The organism is Xanthomonas sp. AM6 (assembly GCF_025665335.1).
In the GTDB taxonomy this organism is placed as follows: domain Bacteria; phylum Pseudomonadota; class Gammaproteobacteria; order Xanthomonadales; family Xanthomonadaceae; genus Xanthomonas_A.
The window spans coordinates 2,472,249-2,489,197 of sequence record NZ_CP106869.1; the positions used below are offsets into that span (position 1 = coordinate 2,472,249).

The window sequence follows — 16,949 nt, forward strand, 5'->3', positions numbered from 1 at the left end:
CGCGATCGACGCTCAGCAGGTCGGGGGTATCGGGGGCGAGGAGTCTGCGCTTGGCCACCCGCACATTCTATCGCCGACGCCCGTGCGTCGCGCGTCGCGGCGGCCCTACCCCATGCGGAAACGCTGCAGTACCGGGACTACAATCGGCGCGCCGCCCTGCCCCGACGAGTGCCCCGCGATGAGCCACCACCGCACGCTGGATGCCTTCACCCATCACCACGACTTCCTCGGCGACCGCCATGAGCGCAACGCGCGCCGGACCTGGGCGGTGGTCGCGCTGACCGCGGCGATGATGCTGCTGGAGATCGTCGCCGGCTGGTGGACCGGCTCGATGGCGCTGCTCGCCGATGGCCTGCACATGGCCACCCACGCCGGGGCGCTGTCGATCGCCGGCTTCGCCTACTGGTTCGCGCGCCGCCATCGGCACGATCCGCGCTTCAGCTTCGGCACCGGCAAGGTCGGCGACCTGGCCGGATTCTGCAGCGCGCTGATCCTGGCCATGATCGCGCTGGGCATCGGCGTGGAATCGGCGCTGCGCCTGGCGCAGCCGCGGCAGATCGCCTACGACGAGGCGATCTGGATCGCGTCGCTGGGCCTGCTGGTGAACCTGGCCAGCGCCTGGATGCTCGGTGCCGACCATCATCATGGCCACGATCACGATCACAGCCACGATCACGGCCATGGCCATTCCAGCCGCAGCCACGCAGCGGTCGAGCGGCGCCACGCGCAGCATGACCATGACCATGACCATCGCCACGACGATCATGCCCACCCGCACGCGCCCGCTCACCAGCACGACCACGCCCACGCGCGTGCCGCCGGCGACCACGCCGCGCACGCGCACACCGACCACAACCTGCGCTCGGCCTACGTGCACGTGCTGGCGGACGCGCTGACCTCGGTGCTGGCGATCGTGGCGCTGCTGCTTGCCAAGCGCCTGGGCTGGCTGTGGATGGACGCGCTGGTGGGCATCGTCGGCGCCGTCGTCATCGCCCGCTGGTCGCTGGGGCTGCTGCGCGATACCGGCGCGGTGCTGCTCGACGCCTCTGCGCCGGCGGCGCTGCAGGCGCAGATCCGCCAGCGCCTGGAACAGGACGACGAGCGCATCGCCGACCTGCACGTGTGGCGGATCGGCCCCGGCCAGCATGCGGCGATCGTGTCGCTGGTGACGCACCGGCCGCGGCCGGCGGCGTTCTACCACGCGCGCCTGGACGGCGTGGCTACGCTGGGGCACGTCAGCATCGAAGTGCAGACCTGCCCCGATTGACGCTCGGCCGGGCGGCGCCCGGCGTCCGGCTCAACGGTCGCCGACCACGTCCACGTCCTTGTCCGGCACGTAGCGGAAGGTGCCGGCGGCGAAGGCCGGGTTGCGTTTCCAGCCGCTGAAGCTGATCTCGGTGCGCTGGCCGACCGCGTCGACCACTTCCATCCGCGCCAGGCCGCCGGCGTCGAAGCCGAGCTTGGCGATCTGGAAGCTGGCCTCGGTGTCCACCTTCGGCGTCATCGACAGCCACTGCAGGCCGTCGCGCGCCACCGCTTCCTCGCTGACGTCGTACTGGCGGTCCAGCTTGCCCGGGTCGATCAGCGCGGTCAGCGGGCTGTTCTGCTCCTCGGCGCCCTGGGTGCGCACGGTGACCTGCTTCAGGTCCGGATCGTAGACCCAGACCTTGGCGCCGTCGGCGACGATCAGCTGCGTGTAGGGCTTGCGGTACTCCCAGCGGAACAGGCGCGGCGCCGACAGCGCGACGCGGCCGCTGGCGGTTTCCTTCAGCGCGCCCTTGCCGTCGTAGACCTTCTGCGCGAACTGGCCGTCCAGGCCCTTGAGCCCGCGGGTGAAGGCGTCCAGGTCCTGGCGCGCGCCGGCGAAGGCGCTGCCGGCCAGCAGCGCGGTGGCGAGAACGGTGTAGCGAAGTGTGCGAAGCATGCGGATGCGGTTCCGGATGGGATGTGGGAAGTGTGACGCGGTCAAGCTGAATAGGCGATCAGAGGCGACACGCCCTCACTGCCCGGTCTGCATGCGGCCGAGGTCGCCGTACAGGATCTGCCCGCGGAAACCGCGCCGCACCTGCTGGTACAGCTCGCGGAACGCGGCGTAGTCCTGCGGCTGGCACAACGCCTGCGGGCCGTGCACCGCGCGCCGGTGCAGCGTGTGCGTGGCGACCACGGTCTGCCCCTGCCGCGCCCAGGTCGCGGCGTACTCGCCGGCGGCGTTGCTGAAGCGGGTGTCGGCGGGGATCGCGATGATCGGCACGCTGTCCGGGAAGGTCAGCCGGTAGGTCTCGCTGCGCGCGTTGTCGTTGCAGTAGAACGGGGTCAGGTTGCGCTCGGCCGAGGCGGTGGCGTAGACCCCGCGCACCGAGTCGGCGCCGGGCATCTGCGGCAGGGTCATGCCGCCGACCACGCCGAAGTCCACGTAGTCGCTGGCGCGGAACCGGTAGGCGTAGCCGAACGGCCGACTCAGGTCCTGCGGCGCGCCCTGCAGCAGCAGTTCGCCGCTGCCGTCGAAGCCGGACGTGGCCAGGATCGATTCCTCGATGCGGGTGCGGTTCTGCGTGTTGAGCTGCACGAACATGGTGCGCAGGCCGATCTCGCCGATCTGGCCGCTGTCCAGCGTGGTGGTGCCGCTCAGGCTGCCGTCGGCGGCGAAGCGGTAGTCGGCCTCGGCGCGGTACAGGTTGACCCGCGCGTCGTTGGGCGGGGTGCGCGCCACGGTGCCGTCCACGGTATGCAGCACCGGTACGCCGAGATCGCCAGCCGGCAGCTGGCCGAAGCGCGCGTAGGGATTGGTCGAGTCCACGTACAGCTTGAACTCGGGCAGATAGGTGATGGCGTGGTTGAAGCGGCCTAGCACCGGCACCTCGGGCAGGGTCGGCCCGCCTTCGGCGCCGATCAGCACCGGCGTGCTGGCGATGCCCTTGGCCGCCAGCAGCGCCTCCAGCACCACGGTGTGGTCCTTGCAGTCGCCGTAGTGGTTGTCGAGGATGCTGTCGGCGCTGTTCGGCTCCAGCCCGCCGTTGCCCAGGTACACCGCGACGTAGCGGATGTTGCGCGCCACCCATTCGTACAGCGCCGCGGCCTGCGCGCGGCGGTCGCCGATGCCGGCGGTGATCTGCTCGGCGCGCGCGCGCACCTTCGGCGTGACCTGCGCGGCGACGCCGCTGCTGCGCTGGTAGGCCTGGCCCATCTGCGACCAGCGGCGGAAGCTGCTGGCCATGATGGTCGGGCTGAATTCCCAGGTCGCTGCCGCCCAGTTCTGGCTCTTCATCGGCTCGCGGCGCTGGTAGCGCCACTCCCAGCGCGCCTGGTCGCCGTCGATCTTGGGCTTGTTGGCGCCGTCCACGCCGCGCGTGTACAGGTGCATCGGCATGCGCCGCGGCGCGGTGAGGGTCACCGTGGCGTCGTCGTACTGGGAGAACACGCTGAAGGTCTCCCAGAGGCTGAAGTAGCCGGGGAAGTACGGCACGGTCTGGGTGCGGCGCACCCGGTACACCAGCCGCGTGCCCGGCATCAGGTTGGGGAACACCACCACCTTGACCTTGCGGTCGGCGTACATCGCCGCCGAGGCGCTGGAGTAGCTTTCCTGGGTGTAGATCTTGTCGGCGGGCACGTCGTGGCGCAGCCCGTCCGGGGTGATCGCGTAGGCCGCCAGCACCTCCAGGGTCTCCAGCTTCTCGCTGTAGCTCAGCCGCACCTGGCTGAACTTGTCCACGCCGGCCTTGGTCTTCAGCAGCAGCTCGTATTCGTCGGTCTCCACGCTGCTGGCGTCCTCGCGCACCTCGTAGTCGGCGCGGTAGCGCACGTAGCTGTAGTTGTTGGCGACCTCGGGGACGGCGGCAGCCGGCGCCTGGGCCGACGCCTCGGCGGCGGGCGCCGGCTGCGCCACGGCAGCGGCGCAGGCCGCGGCCAGCAGGGCGCCCAGCAGCGGGCGCAGGACACAGGCGGTTCGGGACATCGGCAACGGCAGCGGGCGGGAGAGGCCGCCAGCGTCGCATACGCCGCGGCGGCGGGCGGCCGCCGCAGGCACGAACCGGGATGCGGGCCGCGTCGCGCGCCTCACTTCGGCGGCGGCGGCGCCAGCACGGAGCGGTCGCCGTTGTGTTCGGGCGGGCTGACCACCCCGGCCGCTTCCATCGCCTCGATCAGCCGCGCGGCGCGGTTGTAGCCGATCTTCAGCCGCCGCTGCACGCCGGAGATCGAGGCGCGGCGGGTCTCGGTGACGATGCGCAGGGCCTCGTCGTACAGCGGGTCGGACTCGTCCCCTCCCCCGCTGTTGCTCTCCGGCAGGCCGGTGGCGCCGACCACGGTGCCGTCGCCCATGGTCTGCACCTCGTCGAGCACGCCTTCGATGTAGTCGGCCGGACCGCTGGCCTTGAGGTGCTCGACCACGCGATGCACTTCCTCGTCGCTGACGAAGGCGCCATGCACGCGGTCGGGCATCGCCGTGCCTGGCGGCAGGTATAGCATGTCGCCGTGGCCGAGCAGGGTCTCGGCGCCGGACTGGTCGAGGATGGTGCGCGAGTCGATCTTGGAACTGACCTGGAACGCGATGCGGGTGGGGATGTTGGCCTTGATCAGGCCGGTGATCACGTCCACCGACGGGCGCTGGGTGGCCAGGATCAGGTGGATGCCGGCCGCGCGCGCCTTCTGCGCCAGGCGCGCGATCAGCTCCTCGACCTTCTTGCCGACGATCATCATCATGTCGGCGAATTCGTCGATGAAGATGACGATGAACGGCAGCGTATCCAGCGGCCGCGGCGCCTCGCCCAGGTCCGGGTTGGGCTTGAACAGCGGATCCATCATCGGCTGCCCGGCGTCCTGCGCGTCCTTGACCTTCTTGTTGAAGCCGGCCAGGTTGCGCACCCCGACCGTGCTCATCAGCTTGTAGCGGCGCTCCATCTCCGCCACGCACCAGCGCAGGCCGTTGGCGGCCTCCTTCATGTCGGTGACCACCGGCGCCAGCAGGTGCGGGATGCCCTGGTAGACGCTCAGCTCGAGCATCTTCGGGTCGATCATCAGCATCCGCAGTTCCTTGGCCGAGGCCTTGTACAGCAGGCTCAGCACCATCGCGTTGACCGCCACCGACTTGCCCGAGCCGGTGGTGCCGGCGACCAGCAGGTGCGGCATGCGCGCCAGGTCGGCCACGGTCGGGCGGCCGGCGATGTCCTTGCCCAGGGCCAGGGTCAGCGGGCTGGCCGACTTGTCGTATTCCTTGGAGCGCAGCAGTTCGCTGAGATAGATCATCTCGCGGCTGACGTTGGGGATCTCCAGGCCGATCACCGACTTGCCCGGGATCACGTCGACCACGCGCACCGACTTCACCGACAGGCCGCGCGCGATGTCCTTGTCCAGCGAGCTGATCTGGCTGACCTTGATGCCCGGCGCCGGTTCGATCTCGAAGCGGGTGATGACCGGGCCCGGGTAGGCGCCGACCACCTGCGCGTCGATGCGGAAGTCCTTGAGCTTGAACTCGATCTGCCGCGACAGGGTCTCCAGGGTCTCCTCGGAATAGCCCTTGACCTGCGGCTTGGGGTCGTCGAGCAGCGCCAGCGGCGGCACCCCGGACTGGTCGCCGCCGGTGCCGTGGAACAGCGGGATCTGCTGCTCGCGCTTGGCGCGCTCGCTCTTCTCCACCACCGGCGCCGGCGGCGGCTCGATCCTGACCGGCTCGCGCTTGGCGCGCTGCACCGCATCGACCTTGCGCACTTCCTCGCGTTCCTCGCGCATGGCGCGGGTCTGCTGCCATTCGTTGGCCTGCTGGCTGCCGCGGCGGGCCAGCGCCGGCAGGGTCATCACCGCGCGACCGATGCGCTCCATCACCGCGAACCAGGACAGCCCGGTGGCCAGGGTGATCGAGCCGAGCAGCAGCACCAGCACGAACAGGTTGCTGCCCAGCGCGCCGAACCCGGCGGCCAGCGAGCTGCCGACCAGCTTGCCGAGGATGCCGCCGGCGCCGGCCACGTCGCCGCTGAACAGGCGCAGGTGCAGCAGCCCGGTGGCGGCGATCAGGAAGCCGACGATGCCGACCAGGCGCAGCGCCGGGCCCAGGTCGGCCTCGCCGTCGCCATCGCTGTCCATGCCGAACAGCGCGATCCAGGAGATCGCGCCGATCACCAGCGGCAGCAGGAACGCCACGTAGCCGAACAGCTGCAGCAGCACGTCGGCGATCCAGGCGCCGAACTTGCCGCCCATGTTGTGCACCGGCGCGACCACGCTGCCGGTGTGCGACCAGCCCGGATCGGTCGCCGAATAGGTCGCCAGGCTGGCCAGCAGGTACAGCAGCAGCGGCGCGATCGCGATCAGCGCCAGGTCGCGCCACAGCTTCTGCCGGCGCGGATTGGCCGCGGCGGCCTGCTTGCGTGCGGCCGCATTGGCGCCCTGGGATTTGCCGCGTTCCGGAACCTGCTTCGCCACGCTCTGACCAGACCTTAGGAATACACCGTTAGTGATTGATAATAAACGAATCGGCTAGGCATTTCAGCAGGCGGCGCCTGAACCGCCCGGCGTTCCCCCTGGCGCGCTTCGCGCCCGCGCCCGGGGCACGCAGAGGCGGCATTCGAAAGGTCCGGCGCACGTCGCAGGCCGCAGCGTTCTCGCCACGCGGCTTGATTCATCCCAGGTCGGCCGCCACTCTATGCGACTTCGCCGGATGCCGCGCAATGCCGCGAATCCGCCGCTATTTCACCCTCTTCGCGAGTATACATGAGCCCCTCTGCCGCCAATTCCGCCAAGCATTCCCGCCTGCTGATCCTGGGCTCCGGCCCGGCCGGCTGGACCGCCGCGGTGTACGCTGCGCGCGCCAACCTCAAGCCGGTGGTGATCACCGGCCTGCAGCAGGGCGGGCAGCTGATGACCACCACCGAGGTCGACAACTGGCCGGGCGACGCCCACGGCCTGCAGGGGCCGGACCTGATGGCGCGGATGCAGGCCCATGCCGAGCGCTTCGATACCGAGGTCATCTTCGACCACATCCACACCGCCGACCTGTCGCAGCGCCCGTTCCGGCTCAGCGGCGACGGCGCCGACTACACCTGCGACGCGCTGATCATCGCCACCGGCGCCACCGCCAAGTACCTGGGCATCCCCTCGGAAGAGGCCTTCAAGGGCCGCGGCGTGTCCGCCTGCGCCACCTGCGACGGCTTCTTCTACAAGGACCAAGACGTGGTCGTGGTCGGCGGCGGCAACACCGCGGTGGAAGAGGCGCTGTACCTGTCCAACATCGCCCGCAAGGTCTACCTGGTGCACCGCCGCGACACCCTGCGCGCGGAGAAGATCATGCAGGACAAGCTGTTCGCCAAGGTCGCCGCCGGCAAGATCGAGACCGTCTGGCACCACGCCATCGACGAGGTGCTGGGCAACGAGGCCGGGGTCACCGGGGTACGGGTCAAGTCCACGCTCGACGGCAGCACCCGCGAACTGGCCGCGCACGGCTTCTTCGTCGCCATCGGCCACCACCCGAACACCCAGCTGTTCGACGGCCAGCTGGCGATGAACAACGGCTACCTGGAGATCCGCTCCGGCCTGGGCGGCGCGGCCACCGAGACCTCGGTGCCCGGCGTGTTCGCCGCCGGCGACGTGGCCGACCAGCACTACCGGCAGGCGATCACCTCGGCCGGCTTCGGCTGCATGGCCGCGCTGGATGCCGAGCGCTACCTGGACAAGGGTGCCTGAGCCGGCGCCCGCGCGCCCGCTGATCCTGCCGGCCATGCGCACGCGGGCGCAGGCATGAGCGGCGTGCGCTGGCTGCACCGGCTCGACGAGGTCGCCGCCGCCGACTGGGACGCACTGCACGACGGCCGCAACCCGTTCGTCGCCCACGCGTTCCTGGCCGGGCTGGAGCGGCACGGCTGCCTGCGCCCGGACTGGGGCTGGACGCCGCTGCACCTGACCCTGTGGGACGGGGACGCCCTGGTCGCCGCCGCACCCGGCTACCTGAAGACCAATTCGCACGGCGAGTTCGTGTTCGACCACGCCTGGGCGCACGCCTATGCGCGCTACGGCGAGGACTATTTCCCCAAATGGCTGTGCGCGGTGCCGTATTCGCCGGTGACCGGGCCGCGGCTGCTGGCCCGCGACGCCGCCGGGCGCCAGGCGCTGCTCGCCGCGATGCAGGCATTGACCCAAGCCAGCGGCCTGTCCTCGGCGCACGTGAACTTCCACGGCGCCGACGAGGACGCCGCGTTCGGCGAGGACTGGCTGGCGCGCAGCGACGTGCAGTACCAGTGGCACAACGACGCCGGCTGGACCGACTTCGACGCCTACCTGGCGGCGATGGACCACAAGCGGCGCAAGAACATCCGCCAGGAGCGGGCCAAGGTGCAGCGCGCCGGCATCGGCTTCCGCATCGTGCATGGCGACGAGGCCAGCGCCGACGACCTGCAGGCGATGTACGGCTTCTACCTGCGCACCTTCGAGGACTACGGCAATTCGCCGGCGCTGACCGCGGACTTCTTCTCGCATCTTGCGCGAGAAATGCCGCGCAACCTCCTGATATTTCTTGCAATACAGAATGACGTTCCGGTAGCCGGCGCCCTGTGCCTGCGCGGCGGCGACACCCTGTACGGCCGCTACTGGGGCGGCGACACCCTGCCCGGCCTGCATTTCGAGACCTGCTACTACCAGGGCATCGACTACTGCCTGCGCGAGGGCCTGACCCGCTTCGAGCCCGGCGCGCAGGGCGAGCACAAGATCGCCCGCGGCTTCCTGCCGCGGCTGGTGCGCAGCCGCCACTGGATCGCCGACCCCGGCTTCCGCGCGCCGCTGGCCGACTGGTGCGCCGAAGAACGCGCGGCGGTACGGCAGCACGCGGCGGCGCTGTTGCGGCACTCGCCGTTCCGCCAGGACTGAAAGCGCCTCCGGATCGGCTACGCTGCGCCCGATGCGCCGTCTCCCCGCCCTGCTCCCGGACGACCCCGCCGCCCCGTTCCCGCCGGCGGCCAGCGCGCTGCGCGACCCGGACGGCCTGCTCGCGATCGGCGGCGACCTGTCGCCCACGCGCCTGCTCGCCGCCTACGCGCACGGCATCTTCCCGTGGTATTCGGACGGCCAGCCGATCCTGTGGTGGAGCCCGGACCCGCGCACCGTGTTCCGCAGCGACGGGGTACGGCTGTCCTCGCGCTTTCGCCGTTCGCTGCGCCGTTCGCCGTGGCGGGTGCGCGCCGATACCGCGTTCGCGCAGGTGATCGAGGCCTGCGCGCGGACCCCGCGCCCGGGCCAGGACGGCACCTGGATCACCGCCGAGATGGCGGCCGCCTACCTCGCCCTGCACCGCGCCGGGCATGCGCACTCGGTGGAGGTGTTCGACGGCGAGGAGCTGGTCGGCGGCATCTATGGCGTGGCGCGCGGGCGCATGTTCTTCGGCGAGAGCATGTTCAGCGCGCGCAGCGGCGGCTCCAAGGTGGCGCTGGCGGCGCTGGCCCGGCGCCTGCACGGCTGGGGCTGGCCGCTGATCGACGCCCAGGTCGAGAACGACCACCTGCTCGGCCTGGGCGCGGAGCGCTGGCCGCGCGCCGCCTTCCTCGACGCGATCGCCGCCCTGGTCGCCGACCCCGCCCCGGCCGGCCCGTGGACCCCGCGTTTCGGCGAACTGGCGGCCGCGGAACTGGCCGCGCCCTGAGCGGGGGTTAACGCAAACTTTGCATGCGGCGGCCGAGGCGAGTAAAATCCCCGATCTTAAGGCCTTTGGCCGCACGCGAAATCGCACAGGAATACATGTCGAAAGACGACTCCATCGAATTCGAAGGCACCGTCAGCGAGACGTTGCCCAATACCACCTTCCGGGTCAAGCTGGAAAACGGGCACGAGATCATCGCCCACATCTCCGGCCGCATGCGCAAGAACTACATCCGCATCCTGACCGGCGACCGGGTGAAGGTCGAGATGACCCCGTACGACCTGACCAAGGGCCGTATCACCTACCGCATGAAGTGATCGCCCCGCAGCGGTCGTGAAAAAGGCGGCCATCGGCCGCCTTTTCGTCTCATCGGTGACATCGCAAGGCGACTGCAGGTGCTGCAGCCGCCTTTTGTCGTGTCCGGCGTTCCGCCGAACCGCCGATTACTCGACGGTCGCCGGCAACAGCCGCTCCGGCTCGGCCTGGGTCTCCACCACCAGCTCGCCGTCGCGCACGTCGATGGTGACGCGGCCGCCACCGACCAGCTTGCCGAACAGCAGTTCGTCGGCCAGCGGGCGCTTGACCTTGTCCTGGATCACCCGCGCCATCGGCCGCGCGCCCATCAGCGGGTCGAAACCGTGCTGGGCCAGCCAGTCGCGCGCGGTCGGCGTGGCCGACAGCGACACGTGCTTCTCCTGCAGCAGCATCTCCAGTTCGATGATGAACTTGTCGACCACGCGCAGGATGTGGCTGAACGCCAGCGGCTGGAACTGCACCACCGCGTCCAGGCGGTTGCGGAACTCCGGGGTGAAGCTGCGGCGGATGGTCTCCATCGCGTCGGTGGAATGGTCCTGCTTGGTGAAGCCGATCGAGCGACGCGAAGCCTGGGTGGCGCCGGCATTGGTGGTCATCACCAGGATCACGTTCTTGAAGTTGGCTTCGCGGCCGTTGGTATCGGTCAGCACGCCGCGGTCCATGACCTGCAACAGGATGTTGAAGATGTCCGGATGCGCCTTCTCCACCTCGTCCAGCAGCAGCACGCAGTGCGGGGTCTTGACGATCTTCTCGGTCAGCAGGCCGCCCTGGTCGAAGCCGACATAGCCCGGGGGCGCACCGATCAGGCGGCTGATCGAATGCGGCTCCATGTACTCGGACATGTCGAAGCGCACCAGTTCGATGCCCAGCTGCAGCGCCAGCTGCTTGGTCACCTCGGTCTTGCCGACGCCGGTGGGACCGGAGAACAGGAAGTTGCCGATCGGCTTCTCCGGGTTGGCCAGGCCCGAGCGCGCCAGCTTGATCGACGAGGCCAGCGTCTCGATCGCCGGGTCCTGGCCGAAGATCACCATCTTCAGGTTGCGCTCCAGGTGCTGCAGCACGTCCTTGTCGGTGGCGCTGACCTGCTTGGCCGGGATCCGCGCCATCTTGGCGACGATGGTCTCGATCTCCTCGATGTCGATCAGCTCCTTGCGCACGCCCTGCGGCAGCAGCCGCTGGCGCGCACCGGCTTCGTCCATCACGTCGATGGCCTTGTCCGGCAGCAGGCGGTCGCCGATGTGCTTGACCGACAGGTCCACCGCCGCCTGCAGCGCGTCGTCGGCGTAGGTCACGCCGTGGTGCGCCTCGTACTTGGGCTTGAGCCCCTGCAGGATCTCGAAGGTCTCGCCGACGGTCGGCTCGACGATGTCGATCTTCTGGAAGCGCCGCGCCAGCGCGCGGTCCTTCTCGAAGATGCCGCGGTATTCCTGGAAGGTGGTCGAGCCGATGCAGCGCAGGTCGCCCGAGGCCAGCGCCGGCTTGATCAGGTTGGACGCGTCCATGGTGCCGCCCGACGCCGAGCCGGCGCCGATGATGGTGTGGATCTCGTCGATGAACAGCACCGCGTTGGGCACCTTCTTCAGCGCGGTCAGCACGCCCTTCAGGCGCTTCTCGAAGTCGCCGCGGTACTTGGTGCCGGCGACCAGCGCGCCCAGGTCCAGCGAGTAGATGACTGCGTCGGCCAGCACCTCGGGCACGCTGCCCTCGACGATGCGCTTGGCCAGGCCCTCGGCGATCGCGGTCTTGCCCACGCCGGCCTCGCCCACGTACAGCGGGTTGTTCTTGCGCCGGCGGCACAGCACCTGGATGGTGCGCTCGATCTCGTCGGCGCGGCCCACCAATGGGTCGATGCGGCCGTTGCGCGCCTGTTCGTTCAGGTTGCTGGCGTATTCGGCCAGCGCGTCGCCCTTCGGTTCGCCGTCGCCCGCCTCGCCCTTGGGCTCGCCGTCGGACGGCGCCGGGCTCTCGCCCTCCTCGCCCAGCTTGGCGATGCCGTGCGACAGGTAGTTGACGATGTCCAGCCGGGTGATGTCCTGCTGGTTCAGGAAATACACCGCATGCGAGTCCTTTTCGCCGAAGATCGCGACCAGCACGTTGGCGCCGGTGACCTCCTTCTTGCCCGAGGACTGCACGTGGTAGACCGCCCGCTGCAAGACCCGCTGGAAGCCCAGCGTGGGTTGGGTGTCGCGGCCGTCGTCCTCGGCCAGGCGCGAGACCGAGGCCTCGATCGCCTGCTCCAGTTCGCCGCGCAGGCGCTCGGCATCGGCGCCGCAGGCCTTGAGCACCGCCTGCGCCGAGGGGTTGTCGAGCAATGCCAACAACAGGTGTTCGACCGTCATGAATTCATGGCGGGCTTCCCGGGCGCGCTTGTAGCACTGGCCGATGGTTTGCTCGAGATCTTTGCTGAACATGGTTCACTCCGACGTCTGTTGCCAACAATATGCGGCTGGAGTTGCGAATTTCCACAACCCTATCGGATCAGTGTGTTCAGACCGCGTTAGTCCGGGCAAACCGGTGACCGACGCTTACCAATATCAGGCTTTTTCCATCGTGCACAACAGGGGGTGCTGGTTCATCCGCGAGAACTCGTTCACCTGAGCCACCTTGGATTCAGCCACCTCGCGGGTATAGACCCCGCAGACGCCGCGGCCGCGGGTATGCACGTGCAGCATCACCTGCGTGGCCCGTTCCAGGTCCAGCGAGAAAAACTGCTGCAGCACGGTCACCACGAAGTCCATCGGGGTGTAGTCGTCGTTCAGCAACAGCACTTGGTACATCGGCGGGCGGGCGACTTCCGGCTTGCCGGTCTCCACCATGACGCCGTGGTCGTGATCTGAAGAATTCTTGCGAGGCATGCGCCAATTATATACGGCGGCTGTCGGCCTGGATTGGACGATCGCCGATCCTGCCCGCACAATTCCCCTTCTTTGACGGCGCAACGCATGCATTCGACGACTTTCCGCACGGCCGCCCTGCTCGCCGCGCTCCTGGCCGGCGCCGCCGCGCCGGCGCTGGCCGCGCCGGACCAGGCGCTGGGCAAGCGCCTGCAGGCGATGGGCTACGACGTCCAGGCCGATGCCGACGGCGACTACCAGCTGCTGTTCGGGCTGCGCGCGCAGGGCCGCGAGCGCCAGCAGCTGATCTACGTGCGCTCGCCGGTGGAGACCTTCGGCAGCCACCGGATCCGCGAGATCTGGTCGCCGGCCTACCAGGCCAAGGGCGACACCCTGCCGGCCGCGGTCGCCAACCGCCTGCTGGCAGACGCGCAGGCCGACATCCTCGGCGGCTGGGTGCGCCAGGGCGGCACCGCGGTGTTCGTGGTCAAGCTCGCCGCCGATGCCGACGACACCGCCTTGCGCGAGGCGCTGGAAGCGGCCGCGCGCGGCGCCGACGCGATGGACGCCGAGCTCAACGCCGGCAAGGACGCGTTCTGATGGCGCTGGCCCCCGGCCCCTGGCAGCCCGACGTGACCGTGGCCACGGTGGTGGTGCGCGACGGCCGTCTGCTGCAGGTGGAGGAATCCATCGCCGGCGCGCTGGTGCTGAACCAGCCGGCCGGGCACCTGGAGCCGGACGAGAGCCTGCTGCAGGCGGCGCTGCGCGAGACGCTGGAGGAAACCGGCTGGCAGGTGCGGCTGACCGCGTTCATCGGCGCCTACCAGTGGAAGGCCGACAACGGCCGCCACTACCTGCGCTTCGCCTTCGCCGCCGAGCCGCTCGCGCACGATCCGCAGCGGCCGCTGGACGACGGCATCGTGCGCGCGCTGTGGATGACCCCGGCCGAACTGGAGGCCGCCGCGCCGCGCTGGCGCAGCCCGCTGGTCTGGCAGGTGGTCGCCGATTTCCTGGGCGGCAGGCGCTATCCGCTGGACCTGGTGCGGCAGCTGCCATGAACGGCGCGCGGATCATGGTCGGCGTCTCCGGTGGCGTCGATTCGTCGGTGGCGGCCTGGCAGCTGGTGCGGCAAGGCGCCGACGTGGCCGGCCTGTTCATGCAGAACTGGGCCGACGACGGCAGCGGCGACTGCCGCGCCGAGGACGACCGCCGCGACGCGGTGGCGGTGTGCGGCCTGCTCGGCGTGCCGTTCCACTTCCGCGACTTCTCGCAGGAATACTGGCAGGGCGTGTTCGCGCACTTCCTGGCCGAATACGCCGCCGGGCGCACCCCCAACCCGGACGTGCTGTGCAACCGCGAGGTCAAGTTCAAGCATTTCCTGGACGCGGCGCGCGAACTGGGCGCCGAGCGCATCGCCACCGGCCACTACGCCCGGGTGGCCTTCGCCGGCGGCCGCTGGCGGCTGCTGCGCGGCGTGGACCGCAACAAGGACCAGAGCTATTTCCTGCACCAGCTCGGCCAGGCGCAACTGGCCGCGACCCTGTTCCCGGTCGGCGAGCTGCCCAAGGAGCAGGTGCGGCGCATCGCCCGCGAGGCCGGCCTGCCGACCCACGCGAAGAAGGATTCCACAGGCATCTGCTTCATCGGCGAGCGCGACTTCCGCGAGTTCCTCGGCCGCTACCTGCCGGCCCGCCGCGGCGAGATCCGCGATCCGCACGAGCAGGTCGTGGCCGAGCACCCCGGCGTGTTCTATTTCACCCTGGGCCAGCGCGAGGGCCTGAACATCGGCGGCGTGCGCGGGCGCGCGGCGGCGCCGTGGTACGTGGTCGGCAAGGACGTGGCGCGCAACGTGCTGTACGTGGACCAGGACCGCGACAGCCCCTACCTGATGGCCGCCCGGCTGCACTCGGAAACCGCGCACTGGATCGCCGGATCGGCGCCGGCGCGGCGCTTCGACTGCACCGCACAGACCCGCTACCGCCAGGCCGACGAGCCGTGCACGGTCGAGGTCGGCGACGACGGCACCCTGGCGGTGCGCTTCGCGCGGCCGCAGCGCGCCGTCACTCCCGGCCAGTCGCTGGTGCTGTACCAGGGCGAGGACTGCCTGGGCGGCGCCGTGATCGCCACCACCGATGCCCCGCTGGAACGCCGCCTGGCGCAGCAGCACTCCGCACCACACGAGGAAACCATCCGATGACCGATTCCATGGACGCGCGCGTGCTGGCGCTGGCCGGCGTCGCCCAGGCCCTGCAGCAGGTCCGCCGCATCGCCGAGACCGGGCAGTCGGAGGCATCGCTGGTGCGGACCCTGCTCGACAGCGTGTTCCGCACCGACGCCGCCACCCCCGAAGCGGTCTACGGCCGCGCCGCCGACGTGGCGCCAGGGCTGCGCCTGCTGCACAACTATTTCCGCAACCAGGGCCAGGACGAGGCGCTGCCGCGGCTGGCGCTGGCGGTGCTGCAGCTGGAGCGGCGCTTCGTGCGCGACACCGAGACCGGCGCCAAGGTCACCGCCGGCATCGCCCGGATCGCGCCGGCGCTGGCCGAACACGCCGACAGCGCGCACCCGGAGGTGATCGGCGCGCTGGGCCAGCTGTATGCCGATACCATCAGCCACCTGCGCCCGCGGGTGATGGTGCAGGGCAACCCGCACTACCTGGGCCAGGCCGGGGTGGTGGCGGAGATCCGCGCGCTGCTGCTGGCGGCGATGCGCTCGGCAGTGCTGTGGCGGCAGATGGGCGGCAGCCTGTGGGACTTCCTGCTGGCCAAGCGGCGCATGCTCGAGGCGGTGGACCGGGCGCTGCGCTGAGCGCCGCCCGGCCCTGCGCTTCTCGACGCAGGGCACGTTTCGCCACGCGGACGCGATCGATGCCACGCCGCGGCTAAAGACCGAGGGGGGACGGCCGATACAGCAATCGTGAATCTGCCGAGAACGTCCATGTACTCACGCCTCTTGATCCGTCTGGCCGCCCCGCTCGCCCTGACGCTGCTGTTCCCCATCGCCGCTGGCTTCGATTGGCCGGCCCCGGTCCGTTGGGCCATCCTCACCACGATGACGCTGAGCTGGCTGGGCTTTGCCGCCTGGACGGCCTACAGCCAGAGCCGGCGATCGCCGGAGCAGTCCAAGATCATGCGCGAGCAGGATCAGCTGCTGTCGGAGCTGCGCAACTTCGTCGGCAACGAGATCGAAGGCTCGCGCAGCGAGATCGAACGGGCCCGCGAACTGATCCGCCAGGCGGTCAGCGGCCTGGGCGGCAGCTTCGAGGCGATGAACCGCAAGTCGCGGCAGCAGAGCGTGGCGCTGGCCCGGATCGTGGACCGCGCCGGCGAAGACGGCGGTGCCGGGGTCGACGTGGCCCGCTTCGCCCAGCATGCAAGCCAGCGCATGGAGCAACTGGTCGAGGCGCTGGAACAGGTCAGCGGCCAGAGCAGCGCCACGGTGCACTACATCGACGACATGTCGCAGCACCTGGACGGCATCTTCGCGCTGCTGGAGGACGTCAAGTCGATCGCCGACCAGACCAACCTGCTGGCGCTGAACGCGGCGATCGAAGCGGCGCGCGCCGGCGAGGCGGGCCGCGGCTTCGCGGTGGTGGCCGACGAGGTGCGCAACCTGTCCGAGCGCTCGACCACCTTCAACGAGCAGATCCGCAAGCTGGCGCACAGTTCCAAGGACGCCATCGCCAAGGTCCGCGAGACGGTCTCGCACATGGCCTCGCGCGACATGGACCGCTCCCGCGAGGCGCGCGCCGAGGCCGCGTCGATGCTGGACAACGTGGCGGCGATCAACAACTCGCTGGGCGAAGGCATGCGCGAGATCTCCGAATGCGGCCGTGCCATCGACAGCAGCGTCGCCGAAGCGGTGCGCGCCCTGCAGTTCGAGGACATCGCGACCCAGGCCCTGGGCGGCGTGCACACCCACCTGGACCGCCTGACCGCGATCAACCGTGAGGCCGTGGCCCTGCAGGAACTGCTGCATCGCAACGGCGGGGTGTTCGACAGCGAACTGGTCGAAGCCCTGCAGCGGGTCGGCAGCCGCCTGCGCGAGATGCGCGTGGAGTGGGAGCGCCCGCCGCACAAGCCGGTGGCGCAGCAGAGCATGGGCGCCGGCACCGTCGAACTGTTCTGACCGGCGCCGTGTTCCCTGCCACACCATGAAGCGACCAGTCCCCGGCCCCGGCCGGGGCTTGT

At 70.0% G+C, this 16,949-nt stretch carries 15 protein-coding genes; 10 read left to right on the forward strand and 5 right to left on the reverse strand.

What is annotated here, in order from left to right; genetic code table 11:
- Positions 1 to 178: 178 nt before the first annotated feature.
- Positions 179 to 1,267 carry a CDF family Co(II)/Ni(II) efflux transporter DmeF gene (gene dmeF / locus OCJ37_RS10395; protein ID WP_263109321.1) on the forward strand — a complete coding sequence of 363 codons (1,089 nt, stop codon included), beginning with the start codon at positions 179 to 181 and terminating at the stop codon, positions 1,265 to 1,267.
- A gap of 30 nt (positions 1,268 to 1,297) precedes the next feature.
- On the opposite strand, the gene lolA is transcribed toward dmeF, so the two are convergent.
- From lolA to OCJ37_RS10410, 3 genes are all read right to left on the reverse strand, one after another.
- Positions 1,298 to 1,924: an outer membrane lipoprotein periplasmic chaperone LolA gene (gene lolA / locus OCJ37_RS10400; RefSeq protein WP_263109322.1), complete on the reverse strand. Its 627-nt coding sequence runs from the start codon at positions 1,922 to 1,924 to the stop codon at positions 1,298 to 1,300.
- 75 nt (positions 1,925 to 1,999) lie between these two features.
- The gene (locus tag OCJ37_RS10405; RefSeq protein ID WP_263113648.1) at positions 2,000 to 3,799 is read right to left on the reverse strand and encodes a DUF3857 domain-containing protein; all 1,800 of its coding nucleotides are present in this window, start codon (positions 3,797 to 3,799) and stop codon (positions 2,000 to 2,002) included.
- 254 nt (positions 3,800 to 4,053) lie between these two features.
- Positions 4,054 to 6,411 (reverse strand): DNA translocase FtsK, encoded by a 2,358-nt coding sequence (locus OCJ37_RS10410; RefSeq protein WP_263109323.1) that lies wholly within the window; start codon positions 6,409 to 6,411, stop codon positions 4,054 to 4,056.
- 288 nt (positions 6,412 to 6,699) lie between these two features.
- On the opposite strand from OCJ37_RS10410, the gene trxB reads away from it, so the two are divergent.
- The 4 genes from trxB to infA all read left to right on the forward strand — a co-directional run bounded on the left by trxB (position 6,700) and on the right by infA (position 9,927).
- Positions 6,700 to 7,668 carry a thioredoxin-disulfide reductase gene (gene trxB, locus OCJ37_RS10415; protein ID WP_263109324.1) on the forward strand — a complete coding sequence of 323 codons (969 nt, stop codon included), beginning with the start codon at positions 6,700 to 6,702 and terminating at the stop codon, positions 7,666 to 7,668.
- Positions 7,669 to 7,722: 54 nt separating this feature from the next.
- Positions 7,723 to 8,844: a GNAT family N-acetyltransferase gene (locus OCJ37_RS10420; RefSeq protein ID WP_263109325.1), complete on the forward strand. Its 1,122-nt coding sequence runs from the start codon at positions 7,723 to 7,725 to the stop codon at positions 8,842 to 8,844.
- Between the two features lie 31 nt (positions 8,845 to 8,875).
- Positions 8,876 to 9,613, forward strand: a complete 738-nt coding sequence (gene aat / locus OCJ37_RS10425) for a leucyl/phenylalanyl-tRNA--protein transferase (RefSeq protein ID WP_263109326.1) — start codon at positions 8,876 to 8,878, stop codon at positions 9,611 to 9,613.
- A gap of 95 nt (positions 9,614 to 9,708) precedes the next feature.
- Positions 9,709 to 9,927, forward strand: a complete 219-nt coding sequence (gene infA, locus OCJ37_RS10430; RefSeq protein ID WP_004425677.1) for a translation initiation factor IF-1 — start codon at positions 9,709 to 9,711, stop codon at positions 9,925 to 9,927.
- Positions 9,928 to 10,053: 126 nt separating this feature from the next.
- Here the strand turns inward: infA and clpA are convergent, their stop codons facing one another.
- Together clpA and clpS are read right to left on the reverse strand one after the other, a co-directional pair.
- Positions 10,054 to 12,336, reverse strand: a complete 2,283-nt coding sequence (clpA, locus tag OCJ37_RS10435) for an ATP-dependent Clp protease ATP-binding subunit ClpA (protein WP_263109328.1) — start codon at positions 12,334 to 12,336, stop codon at positions 10,054 to 10,056.
- Positions 12,337 to 12,459: 123 nt separating this feature from the next.
- Complete coding sequence (clpS, locus tag OCJ37_RS10440) at positions 12,460 to 12,780, reverse strand: ATP-dependent Clp protease adapter ClpS (protein WP_263109329.1); 321 nt, start codon at positions 12,778 to 12,780, stop codon at positions 12,460 to 12,462.
- 87 nt (positions 12,781 to 12,867) lie between these two features.
- Between clpS and OCJ37_RS10445 the strand changes: the two genes are divergently transcribed.
- The 5 genes from OCJ37_RS10445 to OCJ37_RS10465 all read left to right on the forward strand — a co-directional run bounded on the left by OCJ37_RS10445 (position 12,868) and on the right by OCJ37_RS10465 (position 16,887).
- On the forward strand, positions 12,868 to 13,359 hold the full coding sequence (locus tag OCJ37_RS10445) for a hypothetical protein (protein WP_263109330.1): 492 nt from the start codon (positions 12,868 to 12,870) through the stop codon (positions 13,357 to 13,359).
- Entirely contained in the window at positions 13,359 to 13,817 is a 459-nt protein-coding gene (locus OCJ37_RS10450; protein WP_263109331.1) for an NUDIX hydrolase, read from the forward strand. Before OCJ37_RS10445 ends, OCJ37_RS10450 begins: the two co-directional genes overlap by 1 nt.
- A complete protein-coding gene (mnmA, locus tag OCJ37_RS10455) occupies positions 13,814 to 14,956 on the forward strand; it encodes a tRNA 2-thiouridine(34) synthase MnmA (RefSeq protein ID WP_263109332.1) in 1,143 nt (380 codons plus the stop codon). The genes OCJ37_RS10450 and mnmA overlap by 4 nt, the downstream gene beginning before the upstream one ends.
- The gene (gene hflD, locus OCJ37_RS10460) at positions 14,953 to 15,567 is read left to right on the forward strand and encodes a high frequency lysogenization protein HflD (RefSeq protein ID WP_263109333.1); all 615 of its coding nucleotides are present in this window, start codon (positions 14,953 to 14,955) and stop codon (positions 15,565 to 15,567) included. The genes mnmA and hflD overlap by 4 nt, the downstream gene beginning before the upstream one ends.
- 129 nt (positions 15,568 to 15,696) lie before the next feature.
- The gene (locus OCJ37_RS10465; protein ID WP_263109334.1) at positions 15,697 to 16,887 is read left to right on the forward strand and encodes a methyl-accepting chemotaxis protein; all 1,191 of its coding nucleotides are present in this window, start codon (positions 15,697 to 15,699) and stop codon (positions 16,885 to 16,887) included.
- Positions 16,888 to 16,949 lie beyond the last annotated feature (62 nt).

Coding starts and splice junctions, on each gene's coding strand:
- dmeF (WP_263109321.1), top strand. CDS start 179: ATGAGCCACCACCGCACGCTGGATGCCTTCACCCATCACCACGACTTC.
- lolA (WP_263109322.1), bottom strand. CDS start 1,924: ATGCTTCGCACACTTCGCTACACCGTTCTCGCCACCGCGCTGCTGGCC.
- trxB (WP_263109324.1), top strand. CDS start 6,700: ATGAGCCCCTCTGCCGCCAATTCCGCCAAGCATTCCCGCCTGCTGATC.
- OCJ37_RS10420 (WP_263109325.1), top strand. CDS start 7,723: ATGAGCGGCGTGCGCTGGCTGCACCGGCTCGACGAGGTCGCCGCCGCC.
- aat (WP_263109326.1), top strand. CDS start 8,876: ATGCGCCGTCTCCCCGCCCTGCTCCCGGACGACCCCGCCGCCCCGTTC.
- infA (WP_004425677.1), top strand. CDS start 9,709: ATGTCGAAAGACGACTCCATCGAATTCGAAGGCACCGTCAGCGAGACG.
- clpA (WP_263109328.1), bottom strand. CDS start 12,336: ATGTTCAGCAAAGATCTCGAGCAAACCATCGGCCAGTGCTACAAGCGC.
- clpS (WP_263109329.1), bottom strand. CDS start 12,780: ATGCCTCGCAAGAATTCTTCAGATCACGACCACGGCGTCATGGTGGAG.
- OCJ37_RS10445 (WP_263109330.1), top strand. CDS start 12,868: ATGCATTCGACGACTTTCCGCACGGCCGCCCTGCTCGCCGCGCTCCTG.
- OCJ37_RS10450 (WP_263109331.1), top strand. CDS start 13,359: ATGGCGCTGGCCCCCGGCCCCTGGCAGCCCGACGTGACCGTGGCCACG.
- mnmA (WP_263109332.1), top strand. CDS start 13,814: ATGAACGGCGCGCGGATCATGGTCGGCGTCTCCGGTGGCGTCGATTCG.
- hflD (WP_263109333.1), top strand. CDS start 14,953: ATGACCGATTCCATGGACGCGCGCGTGCTGGCGCTGGCCGGCGTCGCC.
- OCJ37_RS10465 (WP_263109334.1), top strand. CDS start 15,697: ATGTACTCACGCCTCTTGATCCGTCTGGCCGCCCCGCTCGCCCTGACG.